General features: G+C 67.0%; 20 protein-coding genes. 11 read left to right on the top strand and 9 right to left on the bottom strand.

Annotated elements, in window-relative coordinates; all coding sequences use genetic code 11:
- Positions 1–15: 15 nt before the first annotated feature.
- The 7 genes from fdh3B (at position 16) to BM115_RS03705 (ending at position 6,842) form a co-directional block, all read left to right on the top strand.
- Positions 16–693 carry a formate dehydrogenase FDH3 subunit beta gene (gene fdh3B / locus BM115_RS03735; protein WP_092290679.1) on the top strand — a complete coding sequence of 226 codons (678 nt, stop codon included), beginning with the start codon at positions 16–18 and terminating at the stop codon, positions 691–693.
- Positions 690–926: an EexN family lipoprotein gene (locus BM115_RS03730; protein ID WP_092290677.1), complete on the top strand. Its 237-nt coding sequence runs from the start codon at positions 690–692 to the stop codon at positions 924–926. The genes fdh3B and BM115_RS03730 overlap by 4 nt, the downstream gene beginning before the upstream one ends.
- A 14-nt stretch (positions 927–940) precedes the next feature.
- Positions 941–2,143 carry a formate dehydrogenase subunit gamma gene (locus tag BM115_RS03725; protein WP_092290675.1) on the top strand — a complete coding sequence of 401 codons (1,203 nt, stop codon included), beginning with the start codon at positions 941–943 and terminating at the stop codon, positions 2,141–2,143.
- Positions 2,144–2,224: 81 nt separating this feature from the next.
- Positions 2,225–2,815 carry a superoxide dismutase family protein gene (locus BM115_RS03720; protein ID WP_092290673.1) on the top strand — a complete coding sequence of 197 codons (591 nt, stop codon included), beginning with the start codon at positions 2,225–2,227 and terminating at the stop codon, positions 2,813–2,815.
- Positions 2,816–2,924: 109 nt separating this feature from the next.
- Complete coding sequence (locus BM115_RS03715; protein WP_092290671.1) at positions 2,925–3,758, top strand: formate dehydrogenase accessory sulfurtransferase FdhD; 834 nt, start codon at positions 2,925–2,927, stop codon at positions 3,756–3,758.
- 117 nt (positions 3,759–3,875) lie between these two features.
- Positions 3,876–4,442: a dCTP deaminase gene (dcd, locus tag BM115_RS03710; RefSeq protein ID WP_092290905.1), complete on the top strand. Its 567-nt coding sequence runs from the start codon at positions 3,876–3,878 to the stop codon at positions 4,440–4,442.
- A 135-nt stretch (positions 4,443–4,577) separates the two neighbouring features.
- Positions 4,578–6,842, top strand: coding sequence for an arginine/lysine/ornithine decarboxylase (locus tag BM115_RS03705; RefSeq protein WP_092290669.1), 2,265 nt, complete (start codon positions 4,578–4,580; stop codon positions 6,840–6,842).
- 83 nt (positions 6,843–6,925) lie between these two features.
- On the opposite strand, the gene BM115_RS03700 is transcribed toward BM115_RS03705, so the two are convergent.
- The 7 genes from BM115_RS03700 to BM115_RS03670 all read right to left on the bottom strand — a co-directional run bounded on the left by BM115_RS03700 (position 6,926) and on the right by BM115_RS03670 (position 13,532).
- A complete protein-coding gene (locus BM115_RS03700) occupies positions 6,926–7,330 on the bottom strand; it encodes a hypothetical protein (RefSeq protein WP_092290667.1) in 405 nt (134 codons plus the stop codon).
- Entirely contained in the window at positions 7,324–7,914 is a 591-nt protein-coding gene (locus BM115_RS03695) for a peptidoglycan recognition protein family protein (RefSeq protein WP_092290665.1), read from the bottom strand. Before BM115_RS03695 ends, BM115_RS03700 begins: the two co-directional genes overlap by 7 nt.
- A 277-nt stretch (positions 7,915–8,191) precedes the next feature.
- Positions 8,192–9,922 carry a TRAP transporter large permease gene (locus tag BM115_RS03690; RefSeq protein ID WP_092290663.1) on the bottom strand — a complete coding sequence of 577 codons (1,731 nt, stop codon included), beginning with the start codon at positions 9,920–9,922 and terminating at the stop codon, positions 8,192–8,194.
- The gene (locus tag BM115_RS03685) at positions 9,919–10,461 is read right to left on the bottom strand and encodes a TRAP transporter small permease subunit (RefSeq protein ID WP_092290661.1); all 543 of its coding nucleotides are present in this window, start codon (positions 10,459–10,461) and stop codon (positions 9,919–9,921) included. The genes BM115_RS03690 and BM115_RS03685 overlap by 4 nt, the downstream gene beginning before the upstream one ends.
- A 186-nt stretch (positions 10,462–10,647) precedes the next feature.
- Positions 10,648–12,057 carry an argininosuccinate lyase gene (gene argH / locus BM115_RS03680; protein WP_092290659.1) on the bottom strand — a complete coding sequence of 470 codons (1,410 nt, stop codon included), beginning with the start codon at positions 12,055–12,057 and terminating at the stop codon, positions 10,648–10,650.
- A 120-nt stretch (positions 12,058–12,177) separates the two neighbouring features.
- Positions 12,178–12,912, bottom strand: a complete 735-nt coding sequence (locus tag BM115_RS03675) for an anti-sigma factor (protein ID WP_092290657.1) — start codon at positions 12,910–12,912, stop codon at positions 12,178–12,180.
- A complete protein-coding gene (locus tag BM115_RS03670; protein ID WP_369823375.1) occupies positions 12,909–13,532 on the bottom strand; it encodes a sigma-70 family RNA polymerase sigma factor in 624 nt (207 codons plus the stop codon). Before BM115_RS03670 ends, BM115_RS03675 begins: the two co-directional genes overlap by 4 nt.
- Positions 13,533–13,727: 195 nt before the next feature.
- Here BM115_RS03670 and BM115_RS03665 point away from each other — a divergent pair, with 195 nt between their 5' ends.
- On the top strand, positions 13,728–14,336 hold the full coding sequence (locus BM115_RS03665; RefSeq protein ID WP_092290901.1) for a ferritin-like domain-containing protein: 609 nt from the start codon (positions 13,728–13,730) through the stop codon (positions 14,334–14,336).
- Positions 14,337–14,349: 13 nt separating this feature from the next.
- Here BM115_RS03665 and ppc read toward each other — a convergent pair whose 3' ends face one another.
- Positions 14,350–17,376: a phosphoenolpyruvate carboxylase gene (gene ppc / locus BM115_RS03660; RefSeq protein ID WP_092290655.1), complete on the bottom strand. Its 3,027-nt coding sequence runs from the start codon at positions 17,374–17,376 to the stop codon at positions 14,350–14,352.
- A 133-nt stretch (positions 17,377–17,509) separates the two neighbouring features.
- Between ppc and hemC the strand changes: the two genes are divergently transcribed.
- Genes hemC through BM115_RS03645 form a run of 3 tightly spaced genes read left to right on the top strand, consistent with a single transcriptional unit; the run spans position 17,510 to position 21,817 of the window.
- Positions 17,510–18,505, top strand: a complete 996-nt coding sequence (gene hemC / locus BM115_RS03655; RefSeq protein WP_092290653.1) for a hydroxymethylbilane synthase — start codon at positions 17,510–17,512, stop codon at positions 18,503–18,505.
- A gap of 10 nt (positions 18,506–18,515) precedes the next feature.
- Complete coding sequence (hemDX, locus tag BM115_RS03650) at positions 18,516–20,624, top strand: fused uroporphyrinogen-III synthase HemD/membrane protein HemX (RefSeq protein ID WP_092290651.1); 2,109 nt, start codon at positions 18,516–18,518, stop codon at positions 20,622–20,624.
- A 2-nt stretch (positions 20,625–20,626) separates the two neighbouring features.
- Positions 20,627–21,817, top strand: coding sequence for a heme biosynthesis protein HemY (locus BM115_RS03645; protein ID WP_092290649.1), 1,191 nt, complete (start codon positions 20,627–20,629; stop codon positions 21,815–21,817).
- A 9-nt stretch (positions 21,818–21,826) separates the two neighbouring features.
- On the opposite strand, the gene BM115_RS03640 is transcribed toward BM115_RS03645, so the two are convergent.
- The gene (locus BM115_RS03640) at positions 21,827–23,407 is read right to left on the bottom strand and encodes a cryptochrome/photolyase family protein (RefSeq protein WP_177219839.1); all 1,581 of its coding nucleotides are present in this window, start codon (positions 23,405–23,407) and stop codon (positions 21,827–21,829) included.
- Positions 23,408–23,435: the final 28 nt, after the last annotated feature.

The raw sequence follows: 23,435 nt of genomic DNA, 5'->3' as shown, positions 1-23,435 counted from the left end.
GAAGCGGAGAGACACATGGCACGCATGAAATTCATCTGTGACGCCGAGCGCTGCATCGAATGCAACAGCTGCGTCACTGCCTGCAAGAACGAGCACGAGGTGCCCTGGGGCGTCAACCGGCGCCGCGTGGTGACGATCAACGACGGCATTCTCAACGCCGAGAAGTCGATCTCGGTGGCCTGCATGCACTGCTCGGACGCGCCCTGCATGGCCGTCTGCCCGGTGGATTGCTTCTACCGCACCGACGACGGCGTGGTGCTGCACGACAAGGACGTCTGCATCGGCTGCGGCTACTGCTCCTACGCCTGCCCGTTCGGCGCCCCGCAGTTCCCCAGCGAGGGCACCTTCGGCGTGCGCGGCAAGATGGACAAGTGCACGTTCTGCGCCGGCGGCCCGGAGAAGAACGGCAGCGAGGAAGAATTCGAAAAGTACGGCCGCAACCGGCTGGCCGAGGGCAAGCTGCCGCTCTGCGCGGAAATGTGCTCGACCAAGGCCCTGCTCGGCGGCGATGGCGACGTGATTGCCGACATCCTGCGCAACCGCGTGATCAAGCGCGGCACGGGCGGCGATGTGTTCGGCTGGGGCACGGCCTATGGCAAGCCGCAGGCGCCTGCCAACGGCACTCCGGCGGCCCCCAGCACCCCGCAGGGCACCGCACCCGGCGCCCCGGCCGGCGGAGGGCAGCCGTCATGACCCGCACCGCGTTGATCGTATCGATGCTCGCCACCGTCGCGCTGCTGGCGGCGTGCAGCGAGAAGCCGCAGACCGTCTCGGCCACGCACAAGAAGTCGGATTCCATCGCCTGGCAGGGCGCCCCCGGCGACCCGTTCGTGGCCAAGGGCTGGACGGCGGGCGACAAGGACAGCTGGCAGCGTCAGATCCATCAGCGCAACCAGTACCAGAACGAGTACAACCGCATCCAATGAGCGGGGGAGGCGCCATGACCGTCATCCAGACCCTCAAGACCTTGCTGGCCGGGGTGGTCCTTGCCGCCGGTGTGGCGGGCGCGGCGCTGGCCCAGGCGCCGGCCTCGCCGCCTGCCGCGCAGCCTCCGGCGCAGGCGCAGGCCCCGACGCAGGCCCAGGCGGACGCCAACAATCCCGCCACGCACCCGGTGCAGCCGTTCGCGGGCGTGGCCAGCGAGAACATCTTCAACGTGCCCCGGCGCGACGTGGCCGCCGAGGCCCGCTCGCAGCAGGAGCGCTCGGTGACCCAGCCGGGCAACAACGCGCCGGTCTGGCGCGAGGTCAACTCGGACCAGCATCACTACAGCAGCCTGCCCGCCAAGGAAGCCGGCGTGCTGATCCAGCGCACCGGCCAGAAATGGCGGCTGTTCCGCAATGGCGTGCTGACGGTCTGGGGCGGCTGGATCCTGATCCTGGTGCCGGCGGCCATCCTGGCCTTCTTCGCCTGGCGCCGCACCATCCCGCTCAAGTCCCCGCGCACGGGCCGCATGATCGAGCGCTTCACGCCCACCGAGCGCTTCGTGCACTGGGCCGTGGCCATCTCGTTCGTGATCCTGGCGATCTCGGGCATCGTGATCCTGTTCGGCAAGCACTTCCTGCTGCCGATCATGGGCCACACGCTGTTCGGCTGGCTCACCTACATTCTCAAGAACCTGCACAACCTGACCGGGCCGGTGTTCACGCTGTCGATCATTGCCACCTTCGTGGTGTTCGTGCGTGACAACGTGCCGAACCGTGGCGACGTGGTCTGGGTGCGCAAGCTCGGCGGGCTCGCCTCCGGCGCCCACGTGCCCAGCGCGCGCTTCAACGCCGGCGAGAAGATGTGGTTCTGGGGCGGGATGGTGCTGCTCGGGCTGGTCCTCTCGGCCTCCGGCTGGGTGCTCGACATGATCGTGCCGGGCCTGGACTACTACCGCGCCACGATGCAGATCGCCCACGTGATCCATGGGGTCTCGGCCGTGGTGATGATCGTGCTTGCCTGCGGCCATATCTATATGGGGACGATCGGCATGGAGGGCGCCTACCGCGCCATGCGCGATGGCTACGTGGACGAGGCCTGGGCCCGGGAGCACCACGAGATCTGGTACGACGACATCCAGTCCGGCAAGATTCCCGCCCAGCGCTCCACGCCCCGTGACGACACGCCGCGCGTGCGGCCGCGTCCCGGCGAAGTGTGAGGGTTTACCGCAGCGCACCATGCACCCGACCGGGGCGGCGTTACAATCGCCACGGCAGTCAACTCTAGAGGAGGGTTTGGCATGAAACGTGTACTTTGCGGTTTGGCAGTGGGCACCGCCGTGGCAGTGATGGCGGGTTGCGGAACCTCGGGCACCAGCAGCGATGCGGCCAGCGCCAGCGCGGCCCCGGCTGCCGCGCCGGCGGCGGCACGGGTCGCCGTGGGCGCCAAGGCGGCGGCACCGTTGCAGTCCAAGAGCGGCACCAATACCGCGGGCCGCGTCACCTTCGACCAGCAGACGGCCGGCGTGATGGTGGTGGTGGCGGTCACGGGCCTGCCTCCGGGCACCTCGCATGGCTTCCATGTCCACGAGAAGGGCGATTGCTCGGCCCCTGACGCGATGAGCGCCGGCGGCCATTTCAACCCTGCCGGCAAACCGCACGGCCAGATGACCATGCCCGAGCACCATGCCGGCGACATGAACAACCTGACCGCCGACGCCAGCGGCAACGCGCGCGTACAGTTCCTGATGCCGGACGTCACCGTCGGCCCGGGCCCGAACAGCGTGATCGGCAAGGCCGTGATCGTCCACAAGGACCCGGACGACTATCGCACCCAGCCGACCGGCAACGCTGGCGGCCGGATCGCGTGTGGCGTGGTCGCCGCATCCTGAGTGTCGATAGTTTTTGGCTATAAACCGTAGTTCCGCAGTAACAAAACGCCCCTGAAACCGGCCCGATGGCGCCCCCGCCACGGGCCGGCACCTTCCCGCCCCCGCCCCCATGCCCCTGCGCCCCGAGTTGACCCATGCCGCCGTCCCGCTGATCGAGGAGGTGGAGGTCGTTGACGAACAGGGCCGCGTGCGCCCGGCCTGGCTGCCGGGCGAGCGGCCGCTGACGGTCTACCTCGACAAGCGCGAGCTGGTGACCCTGATGACGCTGGGCGGCGCGCCCGAGCACCTGGTGCTGGGCTACCTGCGCAACCAGCGGCTGGTGGACGACATCGAGGACATCGCCGCGATCCAGGTGGACTGGGAGACCGAATCGGCTGCCGTGACCACCCGCACCGGCGTGGACCGCATCGAGGAACGCACCGCGCGCCGCGTGGTGACCACGGGATGCGGGCAGGGCACGGTGTTCGGCTCGCTGCTGGACGAGGTCGACAACATCCGCCTGCCCGGGGATGCCACGCTGACCCAGGAAACCCTCTACGCAATCATCGACACCATCCGCCTGCAGCAGTCGGTCTACAAGCAGGCCGGCTCGGTGCACGGCTGCGCGCTGTTCCGGGGCAGCGAGCTGCTGATGTTCGTGGAGGATGTGGGCCGGCACAACGCCGTGGACGCCATCGCCGGCCGGATGTGGCTGGAAGACATGACCGGCGAGGACAAGGTTTTCTACACCACGGGCCGGCTGACCTCCGAGATGGTGATCAAGGGCGCGCAGATGGGCATTCCGTTCCTGCTGTCGCGCTCCGGGGTGACCCAGATGGGCTACCAGATGGCCCAGCGGGTCAACCTGAGCCTGTTCGCGCGCTGCACCGGCAAGCATTTCCTGTTGTATACCGGGCGGGAGCGGTTCCGCCACAGCCAGCCCGAGGCGGCCGCGCCGGCCTGAAGGCACGCCGGGGGGGCCGCCGGAGGCGGTTCGCAGGCGGATTGGTTGTACAATGCGCCCCATTCCAGCGGCACCGGCTCGGCCGGGCGCCGCCCATCGTCCATTCCGCCAGCCAATATGAGCATCAAATCCGACAAGTGGATCCGCCGCATGGCGGAACAGCACGCCATGATCGAGCCGTTCGCGCCCGGCCAGGTACGGGAGGAGGACGGCCGCAAGATCGTCTCCTACGGCACTTCGAGCTACGGCTACGATATCCGCTGCGCGGACGAGTTCAAGATCTTCACCAATATCAACAGCACCATCGTCGACCCGAAGAACTTCGACGAGAAGTCCTTCGTGGACTTCAAGGGCGATGTCTGCATCATCCCGCCGAACTCGTTCGCGCTGGCCCGCACGATGGAGTACTTCCGCATTCCGCGCAGCGTGCTGACCATCTGCCTGGGCAAGAGCACGTACGCGCGCTGCGGCATCATCGTCAACGTGACCCCGTTCGAGCCCGAGTGGGAAGGCTACGTGACGCTGGAGTTCTCGAACACCACCCCGCTGCCCGCCAAGATCTACGCCGGCGAGGGCTGCGCCCAGGTGTTGTTCTTCGAGAGCGACGAAATCTGCGAGACCTCGTACGCCGACCGCGGCGGCAAGTATCAGGGCCAGCACGGTGTCACACTGCCGAAGACCTGACCGCATTACAATGCCGGCGTCCGGACCGACGGCCGCCCAATTCTGACGAAAGAGCCACATGACGCCGCCCGGGGGAGCCTTCCGGCGGCCATGTGGCTCAAGTCTTTCCAAAGCCTTCTCATCAAGGATCGACCGATGAAATTCCGCTTCCCCGTCATCATCATCGACGAAGACTTCCGCTCCGAGAACATTTCCGGCTCGGGCATCCGCGCGCTGGCAGAGGCCATCGAGCGCGAAGGCATGGAAGTGATGGGCTTGACCAGCTACGGCGACCTGACCTCGTTCGCCCAGCAGTCCAGCCGGGCATCGTCGTTCATTGTCTCGATCGACGACGACGAGTTCGTGCGCGCCGATGACCAGCCCGAAGCCGCCGCCATCGAGAAGCTGCGCGCCTTCGTGAACGAAGTGCGCCGCCGCAATTCGGACCTGCCGATCTTCCTGTACGGCGAGACGCGCACCTCGCGCCATATCCCCAACGATATCCTGCGCGAGCTGCACGGCTTCATCCACATGTTCGAGGACACGCCCGAGTTCGTGGCGCGTCACATCATCCGCGAAGCCCGCGTCTACCTTGACACCCTGGCGCCGCCGTTCTTCAAGGCCCTGATCGCCTACGCGCAGGACAGCTCGTACTCGTGGCACTGCCCGGGCCACTCTGGCGGCGTGGCGTTCCTGAAGAGCCCGGTGGGGCAGGTATTCCACCAGTTCTTCGGCGAGAACATGCTGCGCGCCGACGTCTGCAACGCCGTGGACGAGCTGGGCCAGCTGCTGGACCACACCGGCCCGGTGGCGGCATCCGAGCGCAACGCCGCGCGGATCTTCAACTCGGACCACATGTACTTCGTGACCAACGGCACGTCGACCTCGAACAAGATGGTCTGGCACGCCAACGTGGCCCCGGGGGACATCGTGGTGGTGGACCGCAACTGCCACAAGTCGATCCTGCACGCGATCATGATGACCGGCGCGATTCCGGTGTTCCTGATGCCGACGCGCAACCACTACGGCATCATCGGCCCGATCCCGAAGAGCGAATTCGACCCGGAGACGATCCGCCGCAAGATCGCCAACCATCCGTTCGCCAGCAAGGCCAAGAACCAGAAGCCGCGCATCCTGACGATCACCCAGGGCACCTACGACGGCGTGCTGTACAACGCCGAGCAGATCAAGGAGATGCTGGCGAGCGAGATCGACACGCTGCACTTCGACGAAGCCTGGCTGCCGCACGCCGCCTTCCACGACTTCTACCGCAACATGCACGCCATCGGCCGTGACCGGCCGCGCAGCAAGGACGCGCTGGTGTTCGCCACGCAGTCCACGCACAAGCTGCTGGCCGGGCTGTCGCAGGCGTCCCAGATCCTGGTGCAGGACTCGGAGACCCGCAAGCTGGACCGCTACCGGTTCAACGAGGCCTACCTGATGCATACCTCGACGAGCCCGCAGTACTCGATCATCGCCTCGTGCGATGTGGCGGCGGCGATGATGGAAGCCCCGGGCGGCACCGCGCTGGTCGAGGAAAGCATCCAGGAAGCGATGGACTTCCGCCGCGCCATGCGCAAGGTGGAGGGCGACTACGAGGCCGGCAACAACGGCGACTGGTGGTTCAAGGTCTGGGGCCCGGACGCGCTGATCGAAGACGGCATCGGCGACCGCGAGGCCTGGATACTGCAGGCCAACGAGCGCTGGCACGGCTTTGGCGACCTGGCCGACGGCTTCAACCTGCTCGACCCGATCAAGGCCACGCTGATCACCCCGGGCCTCGACGTGGACGGCGAGTTCAGCGAGCGCGGCATCCCGGCGGCCATCGTCACCAAGTACCTGGCCGAGCACGGCATCATCATCGAGAAGACGGGCCTGTACTCGTTCTTCATCATGTTCACCATCGGCATCACCAAGGGCCGCTGGAACTCGCTCGTCACTGAATTGCAACAATTCAAGGACGATTACGACCAGAACCAGCCGCTGTGGCGCGTGCTGCCGGAGTTCGTCGGCAAGTACCCGCAGTACGAGCGCATGGGCCTGCGGGACCTGTGCGACGCGATCCACAGCGTCTACAAGGCCAACGATGTGGCGCGCGTGACGACGGAGATGTACCTGTCGGACATGGAGCCGGCCATGAAGCCGTCCGACGCCTGGGCGATGATGGCCCATCGCGAGATCGAGCGCGTGCCCGTGGACGAACTGGAAGGCCGCGTCACCGCCATCCTGCTGACGCCGTACCCACCGGGCATTCCGCTGCTGATTCCGGGCGAGCGCTTCAACCGGACCATCGTCCAGTACCTGAAGTTCGCACGCGAGTTCAACAAGCTGTTCCCGGGATTTGAAACCGACATCCACGGTCTGGTGGAAGATGAGGTGGACGGACAGAAGGCTTATTTTGTGGACTGCGTGAAGCAGTAGGGATGTCCGTTTCGGATTCCTCTCGGAGGTTCCGCCATGACGGATCGACAAAAAACCGGCGCCTTGGCGCCGGTTTTTCTTGTTTAGACCGACTCGTCGTAGCCGGACCCAAAGGGATCTTGCCAACCATTATTCTTGAAATACAAGATCACCTCGCCTGAATGACTCCATTCGAGGTAGGCCGCCCCACCGGAACTCAGCCGCCATTTCCCGCGATTTCCATCTGCGTACTCGATGGTTCCCGACGCCCAACAAGGGGACCAGAACTTTTTGGAGTAGTAGATGGCATCTACTGGATAGGCGCGCGAGAAATAGCGTTTTACCAGTTTCACAGAAGGCCGGAATTTCTTGCATTCTTGCGCCATCTCCTCGAGCCTGCTGAGTCCTACGGCATCTATCGTCACCGCCTTTACAGCACGGGCATGTGCGACCGGCGACATGACAAGCCACAACATCGCGCACAGCGCGAGCAACAGGTTTCTCACCATTTTGCGGAGCTCGCTTCGGACTCGGTTTTCCGAGAGAGTTGAGGGTGTCTGTAGACATCGCCCATGGCCACTTTCAGGGTGGCTGAAAGTTCTGCTACGAGCCATCGAACAGCGTCATTCTGTGACGGGGTCACGGACTCGTACACTTCGTTTTTCTCAATGTATGCCCCTACCAGTTCAATGCCAACCGAATCCGTATTGCCGGGATATCGTTCGGGGAAGGGTTTCCTGTGCTCATGCCGCGATAGTGGCGTAGGTCGCCATTTCAATGGGTAGGCGGCATTGAACTCTGCCGGCGAGCATTTCCTGGTTTCCAGGCAACGCGACTTGATATTGCCGACGTGGTTCGTTCTTTTTCTCAGCGACGCGGTCTGATAGATAGTCCCATCCCTATCAATCAGGAAGTGTGCGCCATTGGCGCCATTGACCTGATATGAACTGAAGGTGCTGGAGGCCGTGGGAGCTGCCGTCTGATGCACCACAATTCCATTCACCTTGTGCATCGGACCGCGTTCGATCCGAGGATAAATCCGTACAACGATACGATCTGAGTCAACGTGTCCTTCCTTCGATATGAACAGCATGGTCTCTCCTAAATCAGGCCGCCTTACCGGTATTGCTGTCGTACCGTGTCTGCGGCAGAAACACGATCTCGTCGGTTGTCTTGCCATCGCAGGTCGGTAGCCATGGAAGTCATGGCCCTGACGTGGCAAGGTACCAATGCGTTCAATACCGTAATGACTCGCTGCCGTCTTTAGCACTACGTCCAAAAATCTGGAGGCACTCGGCCCTTGGCGCAAACGACGGACGAAAAAAAGCCCCGCATCGCGCGGGGCTCTTGTGCAGTCCGATTCGGCCGTATTACTTCTTCTTCTCGAACTCGAACTGCGGTGCGGCTGGTTCGGCGGGCTCGGCGGCCGGCAATTCCAGCGTGCCCGGGCTCGATGCGCCGCCCGGTGGCGCCGCCGGCTTGGCATCCTCTCCGCCAAGCGGGATGCTTACCTCCGCCGAGTTGCTGTGCTTGAGCGAGCCCTTGTCCAGCAGGCCCGTCACCATGCCCGGCCAGAACATCACCAGCAGCACCATCACCATCTGCAGGCCGACCCAGGGCAGGGCGCCCCAGTAGATGTCCGAGCTTTTCACTTCCTTCGGGGCGATGCCGCGCAGGTAGAACAGCGCGAAGCCGAACGGCGGATGCATGAACGAGGTCTGCATGTTCACGCACAGCATCACGCCGAACCACACCAGGGCCGCCGTGGCGGCCGCTTCGGGATTGCCGCCCATCGATTCGAGCACCACCGGCGTCAGCACCTTCACCGCCACGGGTGCCAGCATCGGCACCACGATGAAGGCGATCTCGAAGAAGTCGAGGAAGAACGCCAGGAAGAAGATGAACAGGTTCACCACGATCAGGAAGCCGATCCAGCCGCCCGGCAGCGAGGTGAACAGGTGCTCCACCCAGGCGCCGCCGTCCACGCCCTGGAACACCACCGAGAAGCAGGTCGAGCCGATCAGGATGAACACCACCATCGCGGTCAGGCGTGCCGTGGACTGGTAGGCATCGACGATCAGCAGCCGCAGGTCGGTCAACTGCCCCGCGCGGACCAGCAGCCACAGCAGGACCAGATAGGCCAGCGCCAGCGGTATCCGGAACGCGTGGGAGCCGAACGCGTAGAAGCCGACCCCAGCCGCGACCAGCGTGGCGGCGAGGCCCACGCGGTAGATCGTGCGGTCGATCCGGTTGAAGCCCTTGTCACGGATCACGGCCAGCACCAACGCACCCACCGCGCCCATGGCGCCCGACTCGGTCGGTGTGGCAATGCCCAGCATGATCGTGCCCAGCACCAGGAAGATCAGCACCGCGCACGGGATGATGCCGCGCAGGCACTTGCGCCACAGGGCCCAGCCGGTCAGCGTGCGCGCCTCCGGGGGCACCGGCGGCAGCCAGTCCGGCTTGATGCGGGTGATCACGAAGGTGTAGAGCGCGAACAGCGCGATCTGGACCACCGAGGGGCCCCAGGCGCCCAGGTACATGCTGCCGACGTCGGCGCTGCCCATCGGGGTCTTGAGCTGGTCGGCCAGCACCACGAGCACCAGCGACGGCGGCACCAACTGCGTGATGGTGCCCGAGGCCGCCAGCACGCCCGTGGCGTACTTCATGTTGTAGCGGTAGCGCATCATCACCGGCAGCGAGATCATGGCCATGGCGATGACCTGCGCCGCCACCGTGCCGGTGATCGCCCCCAGGATGAAGCCGACGATGATCACCGAGTAGCCCAGCCCGCCGCGCACGGGGCCGAAGAGCTGGCCCATGGAGTCGAGCATGTCCTCCGCCAGCCCGCACTTCTCGAGGATCGCCCCCATGAAGGTGAAGAACGGAATGGCCAGCAGCAACTCGTTGGCCAGCACGCTGCCGAACACCCGGCTCGGCACCGCCTGCAGGAACTGGACGGGGAAGTAGCCCCACTCGATGGCCAGGAAGCCGAACGCCAGACCCACGGCGGACAGCGAGAATGCGACCGGGAACCCGATCAGCATGAATACCACCAGGCCGCCGAACATCAGCGGCGGCATATATTCCAACGGGATCATTGCACCGGCCTCTCGTATTTCGATTCGATGCGCACCAGCCCCTTCAGGGCCGCGAAGCGCTTGATCAGCTCGGAAATGCCCTGCAGCGTGAGCAGGGCAAAGCCGATGGGCACCACCAGCTTGATCGGGTACCGCGGCAGCCCGCCGGAGTTGCCCGATTGCTCGAGGATGCGCCACGAGGGCAGGAACAGCGATTCCCACGAGAGCCACGTGAACAGGATCGTGGAGGGCAGCAGGAACACGACGATGCCGAAGATGTCGATCCAGTGCTGCGCGCGCTCGGACACGTTGCCGTAGATCAGGTCCACGCGCACGTGCTCATTGCGCTGGAACGTGTACGACGTGCCGAACATCACGGCGATGGCGAACATATACCACTGCAGTTCGAGTGGCCAGTTGTCACTGAGGTTGAAGCCATAGCGCAGCAGGGCGTTCCCCGCGCTGACCAGGCACGACAGCAGGATCATGATGTTTGCAACTCTGCCTGTGTGCTGGTTCAACCTGTCGATCTGTCGTGACAGACCAAGCAAGTAATACATGGGTTGTCTCCCCCGGTTTTTGCGGCGATTAGTGTATCTGTAACAAATTCTATCGGCGCTAGGGGGATGTACCTACCGGCGTCGCGTGCACATCACGGGCGCCAAAGAAAAACCGCCGGGGCTTGCGCCACGGCGGTTTCGGGGCTCTCCGAACCTTACGGAAAGCTTACTGCTTCACGTGCGTTTTCAGAGCGCGGCGCGGGCGGCCTGGATGGCGGCGCGCACCTGGGCGGGCGCGGTGCCGCCGATGTGATCGCGGGCGGCCACGGAGCCTTCCAGCGTCAGCACGGCGTGCACGTCGTCACCGATCAGGCTCGACTTGTCGCCCAGGCCGGAGACCTCGCGCAGCTCGGCCACGGTGAGGTCGGCCAGGTCGCAGCGGCGGTCGTCGCAGGCGCGCACGGCGTGGGCCACGGCCTCGTGGGCGTCACGGAACGGCAGGCCGCGCTTGACCAGATAGTCGGCCAGGTCGGTGGCCGTGGCGTAGCCCTGCAGCGCGGCGGCGCGCATGGCCTCCGGCTTCACGGTGATGCCCGGCACCATGTCGGCAAAGATGCGCAGCGTGTCCACCACGGTGTCCACCGTGTCGAACAGCGGTTCCTTGTCTTCCTGGTTGTCCTTGTTGTACGCGAGCGGCTGGCCCTTCATCAGCGTCAGCAGGCCGATCAGGTGGCCGTTCACGCGGCCGGTCTTGCCGCGGGCGAGTTCGGGCACGTCCGGGTTCTTCTTCTGCGGCATGATCGAGCTGCCCGTGCAGAAGCGGTCGGCGATGTCGATGAAGCCGACGCGCGGGCTCATCCACAGCACCAGTTCTTCGGAAAAACGCGAGACGTGCGTCATCACCAGCGCGGCGGCGGCACAGAATTCGATCGCGAAGTCGCGGTCGGAGACGGCGTCGAGCGAATTGCGGCAAACGCCGTCGAAACCAAGCTGGGACGCCACGAACTCACGATCGATCGGGTAGCTCGTGCCGGCCAGCGCGGCGGCGCCCAGCGGCAGCCGGTTGACGCGTTTTCGGCAATCGGCCATGCGCTCGGCGTCGCGCGTGAACATTTCCACATAGGCCAGCAGATGGTGGCCGAAGGTGACCGGCTGGGCCACCTGGAGGTGGGTGAAGCCGGGCAGGATGGTGTCGGCGTTCTGCTCGGCCAGGTCCAGCAGCGCGGCGCGCAGGGCGCCCAGCAGGCCGATGATGTTGTCGATCTCGCTGCGCAGCCACAGGCGGATGTCGGTGGCCACCTGGTCATTGCGCGAGCGGCCCGTGTGCAGGCGCTTGCCGGCGTCGCCGACCAGCGCGGTCAGGCGGGCCTCGATATTCAGGTGGACGTCCTCGAGGTCGAGCTTCCACTCGAACGCGCCGGACTCGATCTCGCCACGGATCTGCGTCATGCCACGCTCGATCTCGGCGCGGTCCGCCTCGGCGATGATGCCTTGCTTGGCCAGCATGGCCGCATGGGCCAGCGACCCCGCGATGTCGAACAGCGCCAGGCGCTTGTCGAAGAAGACCGATGCGGTGTAGCGCTTCACCAGGTCGGACATCGGTTCGGAGAAGCGGGCGGACCAGGCTTCGCCTTTCTTGGCAAGTTGGGAGGTCATGGGCGAGGGGACAGTTGTTGCGCGCACCGCGAACGGCGGCGGGCGCTGGCGAAATTCGGGAAAACCGCGATTATATCGCCCCCGGGGACGGATTCCGCGCCCGTTGGACGTTACCTCGCCTCAAGCCGGCTGGGCGACCACCCGGCCCTGGAACACCACCGGCCCAGACGGCCCGTCCGGGCTGGGCGAGCCGCCCGGCGGCTCGATGCTGATGGCGAGCGCCGGCACGCTGTGCGGCGCGCGCTTCACTTCCAGCCGCACCTCGTGGCGCCGGCCGATCACCCCCAGCGACTGCGGCTTGCCGCCTTCCGGCAGGGCCCAGAGCTGGAGCACCTGCTGGTCGGCCAGCTTCAGGTGATCCAGGCGGCGCACGGTGACCGTGCTGGCGGGGGCATCCCAGAGCACAACCACGGCGGGCCGAGCCTGATCATCGTTCAGGATCGCCACGGCGGACATCGTCGGCGCCTGCTCGCGCTGGTTCACCAGCCATTGCGACACCCCCACGGCCATCAGCGCCAGCAAGGCCAGCGCCGCCGAGGCCATGCGCAGCAGCACCGGGGCGTCCTGGAAGGCCTGCCACCAGTGGCGCGGGGGCGGCGGTTTCACCTTGAGCGGGGCGGCCTGCCAGCCCAGCCGTTGTTCGATGCCGCACCAGACCTTGTCGACTGGCTGGGCCGCCGGCTGCAACTCCGCCAGCCCGGTCAGGCGTGCCTGCCAGCGTTCGATGGCGGCGCGCACGGCGGTCTCCTCGTGCGCCAGCCGCTCCAGCCGGCGCCGCGCGCCGCCGCGCAGCACCCCCAGTGCATATTGGGCGGCCAGACGGTCGAGCAGGTCAGGATGGCCGGTGAGCCTCATGCCAGCCCCTCCAGACAGGTGCGCAGCCGCTCCAGCCCCCGCCGGATCCACGACTTGATGGTGCCGAGCGGCACCTGTAGCTGGGCCGCCAGTTCGGTGTGGCTCAGGTCGCGCAGATAGGCGAGGGCGATGGCCTGCCGCTGCGACGGTTCCAGCCGTTGCAGGCAGCGGGCCAGTGCCGCCGCGCGTTCGCTCGCCAGCGCGGCGTCGGCGGGGCCGGCGCGGTCGTCGGGCAACCAGGCTTCCAGGTCGTCATCGGGCTGTGCCGGCTGGCCACCCCGCGCGGCGGCCTGCCGGCGCAGGCAGTCCAGCGCCCGGTTGCGCACGATGGCGGCCATCCAGGTCATGGGGGCCGCCACGTGGGGGCGATAGTCGCCGGCGTGATGCCAGATGCTGACAAAACTCTCCTGCACGACGTCCTCCGCCCAATCCCGCCTATTAGTAATACGCAGCGCCAGGCCAAACAGTTTCGTCACGGTGAGGTCGTAGAGCGCGCGCAGCGCCGGGCGGTCGCCCAGGGCGATGTCCTGCAGCAGGCCCGCCAGCCGCGCGGCAGGGTCCGGCTGCGCCGCCGCTTCGGGAGGAGCAGGGTTTGCGTGGGCATCCGCGGAGGAGGGCAGGGAAGCAGGCACGGGGGCGGGGCTAGGGGCTCCGCCTGAGTATAGGAAGAATGGGCTGGAAAGGCTGGAAAGGCTGGAAAGGACGGAAAGCCGATGGACCGCATCGGCTGCATCCGTCTGGCGCGCTGCCGCGTATATGCGGACAGGTGCGCCAACCCGTGGCGCGCCTCCCCCCAAAAGGAACAGGAGACCGTCATGGCCACTCTGGAAGAACGTCCCGCCGCCGCATCGCGCATCGTCACCCTGCCGGATGCCCGCCGGCGCGGCCTGCTGAAGGCCCCCGGGCTGTTTGCGCTCGGCTCGCTCGCGGTGTTTTCGCTGGGCGAATCGATGCCGGCCTGGGCGCAGACCCAGTCGGGCAGCACCCGCGATGACATCAACATCCTCAATGTCGCGCTCGGGCTCGAATATCAGGCCATTGCGGCCTATCAGGTGGGCGCGGAAAGCGGCTTGCTGCAGAAGCCGGTCCTGGACACCGCCGTGAAGTTCCAGGGCCATCACAAGGCCCACGCGCAGGTGCTGGCGGGTACCGTCAGCAAACTGGGCGGCACGCCGGTGACGGCGAAGAAGCCGGGGGACTACAACTTTCCCGCCGAACAACTCAAGACGCAGGCCGATGTGCTGCGCTTCGCGGCCGGGCTGGAGAAGGGCGCCACGGCGGCCTACCTCGGCGTATTGCCGAATTTCCACAACCGCGAACTGACCCGGGCCGCCGGCAGCATCCTCGGGGATGAGGCGATGCACTGGGCCGTGCTGCTGTCGGCGCTCGGCGAAGACCCCGTGCCCGGGGCCTTCGTCGGCTAGATGCCGGTGTCGATCAGCCGCTGTTGCGCAGCCCGGCCGCCACGCCGTTGATGGTCAGGTGGATGCCGCGCCGCACGCGCACGTCGTCGCCGTCCTTGCCGGCCCGGTAGCGCTTGAGCAGCTCCACTTGCAAGTGGTTCAGCGGGTCCAGGTAGGCAAAGCGGTTCTTGATCGAGCGCGCCAGCAGCGGGTTGTCGGCCAGCCGCTCGTGGCGGCCGGTGATCAACGCGAGCATGTCGCTGGTCAGGTGCCACTCGGCGCTGATGCGCGCGAACACGCTCTTGCGCAGCGCGGCGTCCTCGCACAGTTGGGCGTAGCGCGACGCCACCGCAAGGTCGGTCTTGGCCAGCACCATGTCCATGTTCGAGAGCAGCGTTGAGAAGAACGGCCAGCTCTTCACCATGCGGCGCAGCGTGGCCACCGTGGCCTTGCGCGATTTCTCGTCCGGCGCCTCATCGACCAGCGCCTTGACCGCGCTGCCGAAGCCGAACCAGCCCGGCAGCAGCAGCCGGCACTGGCCCCAGGAGAAGCCCCACGGAATCGCGCGGAGATCCTCGATCTTGCGGTTCTTCTTGTCCATCAGCTTGCGCGAGGCCGGCCGCGAACCCAGGTTCAGGTCGGCGATCTCGGTGATCGGCGTGGTGGCGAAGAAGTAGTCCTTGAAGCCCGGGGTCTCGTAGACCAGGTCGCGATAGGCGGTGAAGGCGCGGTCGGACAGCTGCTGCATCACGCCCTCGAACGACTCCAGGTCCTTCGGCGCATTCTGCGTGGGCAGCAGCGAGGCCTCGAGCGTGGCCGCCACCACGGTTTCCAGGTTGCGCCGGCCGATTTCGGCATTGGCGAACTTGCTGTTGATGATCTCGCCCTGCTCGGTCAGCCGGATCTGGCCGTTCACGGTGCCGGGTGGCTGCGACAGGATGGCCTGATAGGTCGGGCCGCCCCCGCGCCCCACGGTGCCGCCCCGGCCATGGAACAGCCGCAGCTTCACGCGGCGCGCCTCGAACAGCTTCACCAGCGCCAGCTCGGCCTTGTACAGCTCCCAGTTCGACGTCAGGAAACCGCCGTCCTTGTTCGAATCCGAATAGCCGAGCATCACCTCCTGCTCCACGCCGTGATGGGCGATGACCGAGTCGAAGCCGGGCAGGTCCAGCAGCGACTGCATGATGCCGGCCGCGTTGCGCAAGTCCTCGATGGTTTCGAACAGCGGGATGACCATCAGCTCCATGCGCGCCGGATCGGTCTTGCTGCCGAGCGTGCCGCGCAGCATGCCGGACTCCTTCTGGAGCAGCATGACCTCGATCAGATCCGACAGCGTTTCGGTATGCGAAATGATGTAGTTGCGGGCCACGCGCTTGCCGTAGCGGGCGCGCAGGTCACGCGCCATGGCGAAGATCGCCAGCTCGCTGCGCGTCTGCTCGGAATATTCGTGCCACGGCATGGTCAGCAGCCGCGGCTGGCGCAGTTCGGCCAGCAGCAGTTCGCGCTTGCGGGCCTCGGGCAGCGCGGCGTAGTCGCGCTCCACGCCGGCGGCGGCGAACAGTTCGGCGATCACGGCCTCGTGGACGTCGGACACCTGGCGCATATCCACCGAGGCCAGGTGGAAGCCGAAGATGGCGATGGCGCGCTGGAGCGCGTCGATGCGCGCCTGGGCCAGCGCCACGCCATGGTGGGTGCGCAGGGAATCCATCACGACCTGCACATCGGCGGCGAAGGCCTCGGCATTGTCGTACGGGGCGACGTCCGCCACCGGGTGGCGCTGGGCCTCGTGGCCGGTCAGCTTCTGCGAGGTGGCGGCCAGCCGCGCGTACATGCCGATCAGCGCCCGGCGGTACGGTTCGTCGGATCGATGGTCGGAATGGTCCGGCGAGGCATCCGCCAGCGCGATCAGTTCCGGGCTGACATCCACCATCAGCGACGACATCGACAACTCCGCGCCCAGCGCGTGCAGTTCGTCGAGATACCACGCCATGATCAGTTGCGATTGCTCGCGCGCGGCGTGTTGGAGTGTCTCGGCGGTCACATTCGGATTGCCGTCGCGGTCGCCGCCAATCCACGACCCCATCTGCAGGAACGGGGCGAGCGGTGCCGGCGCGGTGCCGGCCTTGCCCTTCTTGCTGGTCGGGAAGACGGCGGCGATGTCTTCCTCCATCTCGGCCATCAGGCGCGGAATGCCGTGCAGGAAGGTGGTGCGGTAATAGGAGAGGGCGTTCTCGATCTCGTCCACCACCATCAGCCGGTTGTTGCGCAGCATGCGGGTCTGCCACAGCGTGGTCACGCGGGCGCGCAGTTGCGCCGTGTTGTGGTCGCGCTCGCGGGCGGTCATCGGCAGGTCGCGTTCGGCCAGCAGGCGGGCGATTTCGCGCTCGGCGTCGAGAATGCTCTTGCGCTGCACCTCGGTCGGGTGGGCGGTCAGCACCGGCACGATCAGCGCTTCGTCGAGGAACTTGCGCAGCTGCTTGCCGGTAACGCCGGCGGCGTCGATGGCTTCCAGCGCGCGGGCCAGGCTGCCCGGCTGCGGCGGCGAGCCGGCCAGTGCGTGCACGCGGCGACGGCGGTTGTGGTGCTGGTCCTCGGCGATATTGGCCAGGTGCGAGAAATAGCTGAAGGCGCGCACCACCTGATTGGTCTGGTCGCGCGACAGCCGCTTGAGCAGGCGGTCCAGCTCGGCACCGGCGGCGCGGTCGTTCTCGCGGCGGAAACGCACGGCGGTCTGGCGAATCGTCTCAACCAGATCGAACGCCGCCTCGCCTTCCTGTTCGCGCACGCAGTCGCCCAGCAGGCGGCCCAGGAAGCGGATGTCCTCGCGCAGCGGCAGGTCCTTGTCGGCGGTACGGCGCGCGGGGGAGGTCGCGGCGATGGCTGCATCGGCGACCGTCGCGCCATTGGTGGCCACCACGGCCAGCTTGGCACGGGCGGCGCGCTGCTTCGCGGGGGCGGAGGAAGTGCCTTCCGCTTCACGTGGCGCAGCGGTGGTCTTGGCGGACTTGCGGGCAGGGGTGGTACGGGTGCGGCCCGATGGGCGCGCGACGGGCTGGGTCATGCAGTCATCTCCTCTGTCTTTTATAAGGTGCCGGTCGCCTTGAAGGCGCCCTGGTCATGTCCGATACGCGGCGAAGCGATTTCGGGCGCATTCCGGGGCCTGAGGCCGCCGGGGTGCGTGCTAACATGCGCGCATGCAAGCACCTGCGTCTCCGTCTTCTTCGTCCGCTGCCGTATCCCGCAGCATGCCGCACAAGCTCGTGATCGCCTCGCGCGAAAGCCGGCTGGCGATGTGGCAGGCTGAACATGTACGTGCTGCGTTGCAACAATACTATCCCTCGTGCGATGTGTCCATTCTCGGCATGACGACAAGGGGTGATCAAATTCTCGACAAGTCCTTGTCCAAGGTAGGCGGCAAAGGGCTCTTCGTGAAAGAGCTGGAGGTGGCGATGGCCGAGGGCCGCGCCGACCTGGCCGTGCATTCGCTCAAGGATGTGCCGATGGAACTGCCCGCCGGCTTCACGCTCACCGCCGTGATGGAACGCGAAGACCCGCGCGATGCGCTGGTCTCGTCGCACTTCGCGTCGCTGGACGAGATGCCGCCCGGCACCGTGGTCGGCACGTCTAGCCTGCGCCGCGAAGCCGCGCTACGCACCCGCTACGCCCATCTGGTCATCAAGCCGCTGCGCGGCAACCTCGACACCCGTCTGCGCAAGCTGGACGCCGGTGAATTCGGCGCGATCATCCTGGCTGCGGCCGGGTTGAAGCGGCTGGGCCTGGGCGAGCGCATCCGCGCGCTGATCGAGCCAGAGGCCTCGCTGCCGGCGGCCGGGCAGGGCGCACTGGGTATCGAGATCCGTTCCGATCGACCCGAACTCGCCGCATGGCTGGCGCCGCTGAACCATACGCCGACGCTGCTGGCGGTGTCGGCCGAGCGCGCCGTGTCGCGCCGGCTGGGCGGTAGCTGCCAGGTGCCGCTGGGCGCCCATGCCCGCTGGCGTGGCGATGCCCTGCAACTCGACGCCTTCGTGGCCCTGCCAGACGGCAGCCGCGACATACGTGCGCATGCGGCCCGGGCGGTGGACACGCTGGAGGCGGCCGAGCAGCTCGGCGCATCGGTGGCCGGCGACCTGCTGGCGCGCGGTGCCGATGACGTGCTGGCGGCGCTTGCCGCGGCGGGTCCGACCTGAGGCGCGCGCGATGCCCCGCCCGACCGTCGTAGTTACGCGACCTGCCGGGCAGTCCCGGCAACTGACCGAGGCGCTCCAGTCCGCTGGACTGGACGTGCTCGGCTTCCCATTGCTCGCCATTGGCCCGCCCGCCGACGACGCCGCGCTGCGCGCAGCGCTGGCCCGGCTCGCCGACTATGCGCTGGTGGTCTTCGTCAGCCCCAATGCGGTCTCGTTCGCGCTCGATGCGCTGGCGAACGTGCAGAACGCGCCGGCGCTGCCGCAATGGCCGGCCCAGGTGCCGGTGGCGGTGGTCGGGCCGTCGAGCGTGGCGGCGCTGGCCGAACGCGGCATTGCCGCGCCTGTCTATCGCGTGGTGGCCCCGGCCGGGGCGCATGGCAACGCGGAAATCCACAATGAACCGGCGCGCTTCGATTCCGAGGCGCTCTGGTCCGAACTCGACACCTCGCCCGGCGCGTTCTCGAACCAGCGCGTGCTGATCGTACGGGGGAACGGCGGGCGCGACTGGCTCGGCGATCGCCTGCGCGATGCCGGCGCCACCGTCGACGCGGTGGAGGCATACAGCCGCACGCTGCCGGAGCCCACGTCCATGCAATGGCAGGCCGTGCGCGATAACCTGAAGCCGGGCGCGCCGCCCTGCGCGTGGCTGCTGACCAGTTCCGAAGCCGTGCGCAACCTCGACGCGCTGGCCCGGTTGCACCTGTCGCCGCAGGAACACGAGCGTCTGAAGCAGATGCAGTGCATTGCGCCGCATGCGAGAATTGCCGCGCAGGCGAACGCGCTGGGCTTCGCCCATGTGCTGCCCGCCGCGCCCGGCGACGCCGGCCTGCTGGCCGCCTGCACGCAGTGGGCCGATGCCCACGCGGGGCCGGCGGAGGCGCTGGTCCGCCCAGATTCATCCGACACCCCGGTGGTGGCCGTCGCTCCGACGCCAACCCCGCGCGCGCCGGTTCCAGATTCCCCGTCAACGAAGGTTGATCGCGTGACGCCAGACACTACGTCCTCCTCTTCTTCAGCCTCCGCAGCCGCTGCGGCATCGGCCCCGCCGCCGCATGTCGCGCCGCCTGCGGCTCCTGCCGCCAGTGCCCCCACCGCTGCGTTCGCACCGCGCCGCATGAACCCGTGGTGGATCGTCGCCGCCGTCATCGTGCTGGCCACCGCGGCCGGCTTCTGGTGGCTGCAACTGCGCGTGGAACATCTGACGCAGGAACTGGCGCGGCGCCAGCAGAACAACGACGCTCTGGTCCAGGAGACCCGGGTGCTGTCCCGCAACGCGCAGGAGACGGTCAAGGAACTCCAGGCCAAGGTCGGCGCGCTGGACGGCCAGGTGGTCGAGACCCGCGACAAGCAGGTGGCGCTCGAGCAGGTCTACCAGGACCTGATGCGCAACCGTGACGACTGGGAAATTGCCGAGATCCAGCAGTTGCTGACCAACGCCGGCCAGCAACTCCAGCTCAGCGGCAACGTGCAGGTGGCGCTGGCCGCGCTGCAAAGCGCCGACGCGCGGCTCGCGCGGGCCGACAAGCCGCAGTACAACCAGCTGCGCCGGGCCTTGGCGCGCGACATCGCCCGCATGAAAGCCGTGCCGGATACGGACCTGACCGGCGCCGCGATCAAGCTCGATGAGTCGATCAACCAGATCGACGTGCTGCCGCTGCTGTCTGGCGAACGCATGCTCGACCGCACGCCCGGCGAGAACGGCAAGCCCGCCAGCGGGGCGCAAGCATCACAAAATACCCAGCCGACGCCCGAATCCGGCAACGCCTTCGTGCGGCTCTGGCACTACGTGCTGGCCGAAATGGGGCAGGTGATCCGCATCCGCAAGGTGGACGACGCCAACGCGCTGCTGCTCTCCGGCGACCAGGGCTGGTTCCTGCGCGAGAACGTGAAGCTGCGCCTGCTCAACGCGCGGCTGGCGCTGCTGTCGCGCAACGAGCCGGTGTTCCGTAATGACCTCGCCGCCGCCCAGGCGCTGATTTCACGATATTTCGATACCCGCTCGCGCCGCGTGCAGGGCGTGCTGACCCTGCTCAAGCAGGCGCAGGCCAGCGCGGTCTCGGTCTCGCTGCCGACCATGGCCGAGAGCCTTGGCGCGCTGCGTGCCCTGAAGAAGGAGTAGCCATGCGACTTCTGTTCTGGGTAGCGGTCCTGTTCGCCGGCGCCGTCGGGCTGGCGCTGTTCACGCAGTTCAACCACAGCAACGTGGTGCTGTTCTACCCGCCGTACCGGGTGGAAATGTCCCTGAATCTCACGCTGGCGCTGCTATTGCTGCTGTTCTTCGGGGTGTGGACGATCCTGACCACGTTCCGGCACCTCTCCGAGATGCCGCGCCGCGCTGCCGCTTACCGCGAACGCAGCCGCATGAGCAAGGCGCAGGCCGCGCTACGCGAGTCGATCGAAAACCTGTTTGCCGGACGTTTCGCACGGGCCGAGCGCGCCGCGCGCGATGCCCAGGCGTGGCCGGAACAGGCGCAGACCGCAGCCCTGGTGGGCGCGCGGGCCGCGCACCGGATGCAGGAATCGGAACGCCGCGACGCCTGGATGGCGCAGGTCACGGACCCCGAGCGCGCTCAGGCGCGGTTGGTTTCCATGGCCGAACTGCTAGTCGATGCCCGTGACGCCGAGGGCGCGCTGGAAACCATCGCCCAGTTGCAGTCGCAGGGCGGGCGGCAGATCCACGTGCAACGGATTGCGCTGCGTGCGCACCAGCATCTGAAGAACTGGACCGAGGTATTGCGGCTGGCGCGCTCGCTGGAGAAGCGCAACGCGCTGCACCCGGTGCTGGCGCTGCGGCTCAAGCAGCTGGCGGTGGAGGCGATGCTCGACGAGCGTCGCCATGACGCGGAAGGGCTGTACCACTTCTGGCGCTCGCTGTCGCCCGATGAGCGGCACGCGGTGCGCATTGCCGAGCCGGCGGCGCGCTACTTCTCGGCGCTGGGCCGCCAGAACGAGGCGCGGCGCATTGTCGAGGAAGCGCTCCGGGTCAACTGGGACAGCCGCCTCGTGCAGCGCTATGCCGAATGCGCCGAGCCGGGCAAGGCGCTGCCCCAGATCCAGCAGGCCGAGAAATGGTTGGCCGAACATCCGGCCGATGCGGATTTGTACTACACGCTGGGCGTGCTGTGCCTGGGCGAGCAGCTCTGGGGCAAGGCCCAGTCGAACTTCGAGCGCGCGCTGAAGTACGCCAACCCGGAGTCGCAAGTCCGGCTCCGCGTGCGCACGCATCTGGCGCTGGCCCGTCTGTTCGAGGAAACGGAGCGCCCCGAGGATGCCCAACGGCATTATCGGGAAAGTGCGATGCTGGCGGCCTGAGCCGATGGCTCAGCTTTCCTCTTCCGCCAGCTTCGCCCGGGCGGCTGCCTTCGCCTTCGGCGTCTTCACCACCGCGTAGCGCGCCAGCGTCTCCTGCCGGGCTACGTCGTGCTGCACGATCGGCCTCGGATAATTCTCACCCAGTCGCACCCCGGCCTCGGCCAGCACGGCCTCCGGCGCCGTCCACGGCGCGTGGAGGTATTTGTCTGGCAGCCGGGCCAGTTCCGGCAGGTACTTGCGGATGAACTGACCGTTCGGGTCGAACTTTTCCGATTGCGTGACCGGGTTGAAGATGCGGAAGTAGGGCTGCGCATCGCAGCCTGTGGACGCCGCCCATTGCCAGCCGCCGTTGTTGGCCGCGAAGTCGAAATCGTTGAGCTGATCGGCGAAATACTGCTCGCCGCGCCGCCAGTCCACGCCCAGATCCTTGACCAGGAAGCTCGCCGTCACCATCCGCAGCCGGTTGTGCATATAGCCGCTCTGGCGGATCTGGCGCATCGCCGCATCCACCAGCGGATAGCCGGTGGACGCCTCGCACCATGCCTGGAAATAGCGCTCGCCGGTCTGCGGGGCGACCCAGCGCAGGCCGTCGTACTCGGGGTGGAACGACTTGCTTTCGGCCACGCGCGGGTGGTGATGCAGGATCATGAAGTAGAAGTCGCGCCAGATCAGTTCCGAGAGCCATACCGCCGCCCCGGCGCTGGCGGCGCCGCCGCGCAGCACGGTCTCGTGGGCGGCGCGGGCGAGGGTGCGGATCGAGATCGTACCGAAGCGCAGGTGCACGGACAGGTAGCTCGGCCCGCGCAGTGCCGGGAAGTCGCGGCGGTGGCCGTAGTCGCCGATCCGGTCCAGGAATTCGTCGAACAGCGCGTGGGCGCCGTCCGAGCCGGTGGGCATGGCGATCTCGGGCAGGTTGCTCGGCGCGAAGCCCAGGTCGGCCAGCGTGGGCAGGTCCCGGCGATAGGGGGCCGGTACCGGCGCCAGTGCGTGGCGGTACTTATCCACAGGATAGGGGCGCAGGTCGAATGACTGCACCGTGCGCAGCCACGCGTTCTTGTAGGGCGTGAACACGGCGAACGGGGCGCCCTGGCCGTTCAGGACCTCGTCGGCCTCGAAGATGACCTGGTCCTTGAAGGTGAACAGCACGCGGGAATCGGCGGCCAGCGCATCGCGCACGGCGGCATCGCGGGCGTTGGCGGCCGGTTCGTAGTCGTGGTTGGCGAAGACCGCCTCGGCCTCGAGGGCGGCTGCGAGTTGCGGGATCGCCTCGCGGGCCTTGGCATCGCGCACGATCAGGCCGCCGCCCCACTGGCTCAGGGCCGCGTGCAGCGGGGCCAGTGAGCGCAGGATGAAGTCGACGCGACGGTCGGCCTGGAGCCCCCGTTCCAGCAGGGGATCGAGGATCTCGCGGTCGAAGACGAACACGCACCATACCTGCCGGCAGTGCTTAAGGGCATAATGCAGCGCCGCGTGGTCGTCGGCGCGCAGGTCGCGCCGGAACCAGACCAGGCCGCGTTCGAACCGTTGTTCGATACGATACGGCGCGCGGCCGGCGGCATCCATCGATTGGGGCTGGGACGATCTTGGCATCGTCGTACCCTAACATATGGATACCCCG

The sequence above is a fragment of the Cupriavidus sp. OV096 genome (assembly GCF_900115455.1).
GTDB lineage: Bacteria > Pseudomonadota > Gammaproteobacteria > Burkholderiales > Burkholderiaceae > Cupriavidus.
This window is presented reverse-complemented; position numbering and strand designations above follow the sequence as displayed.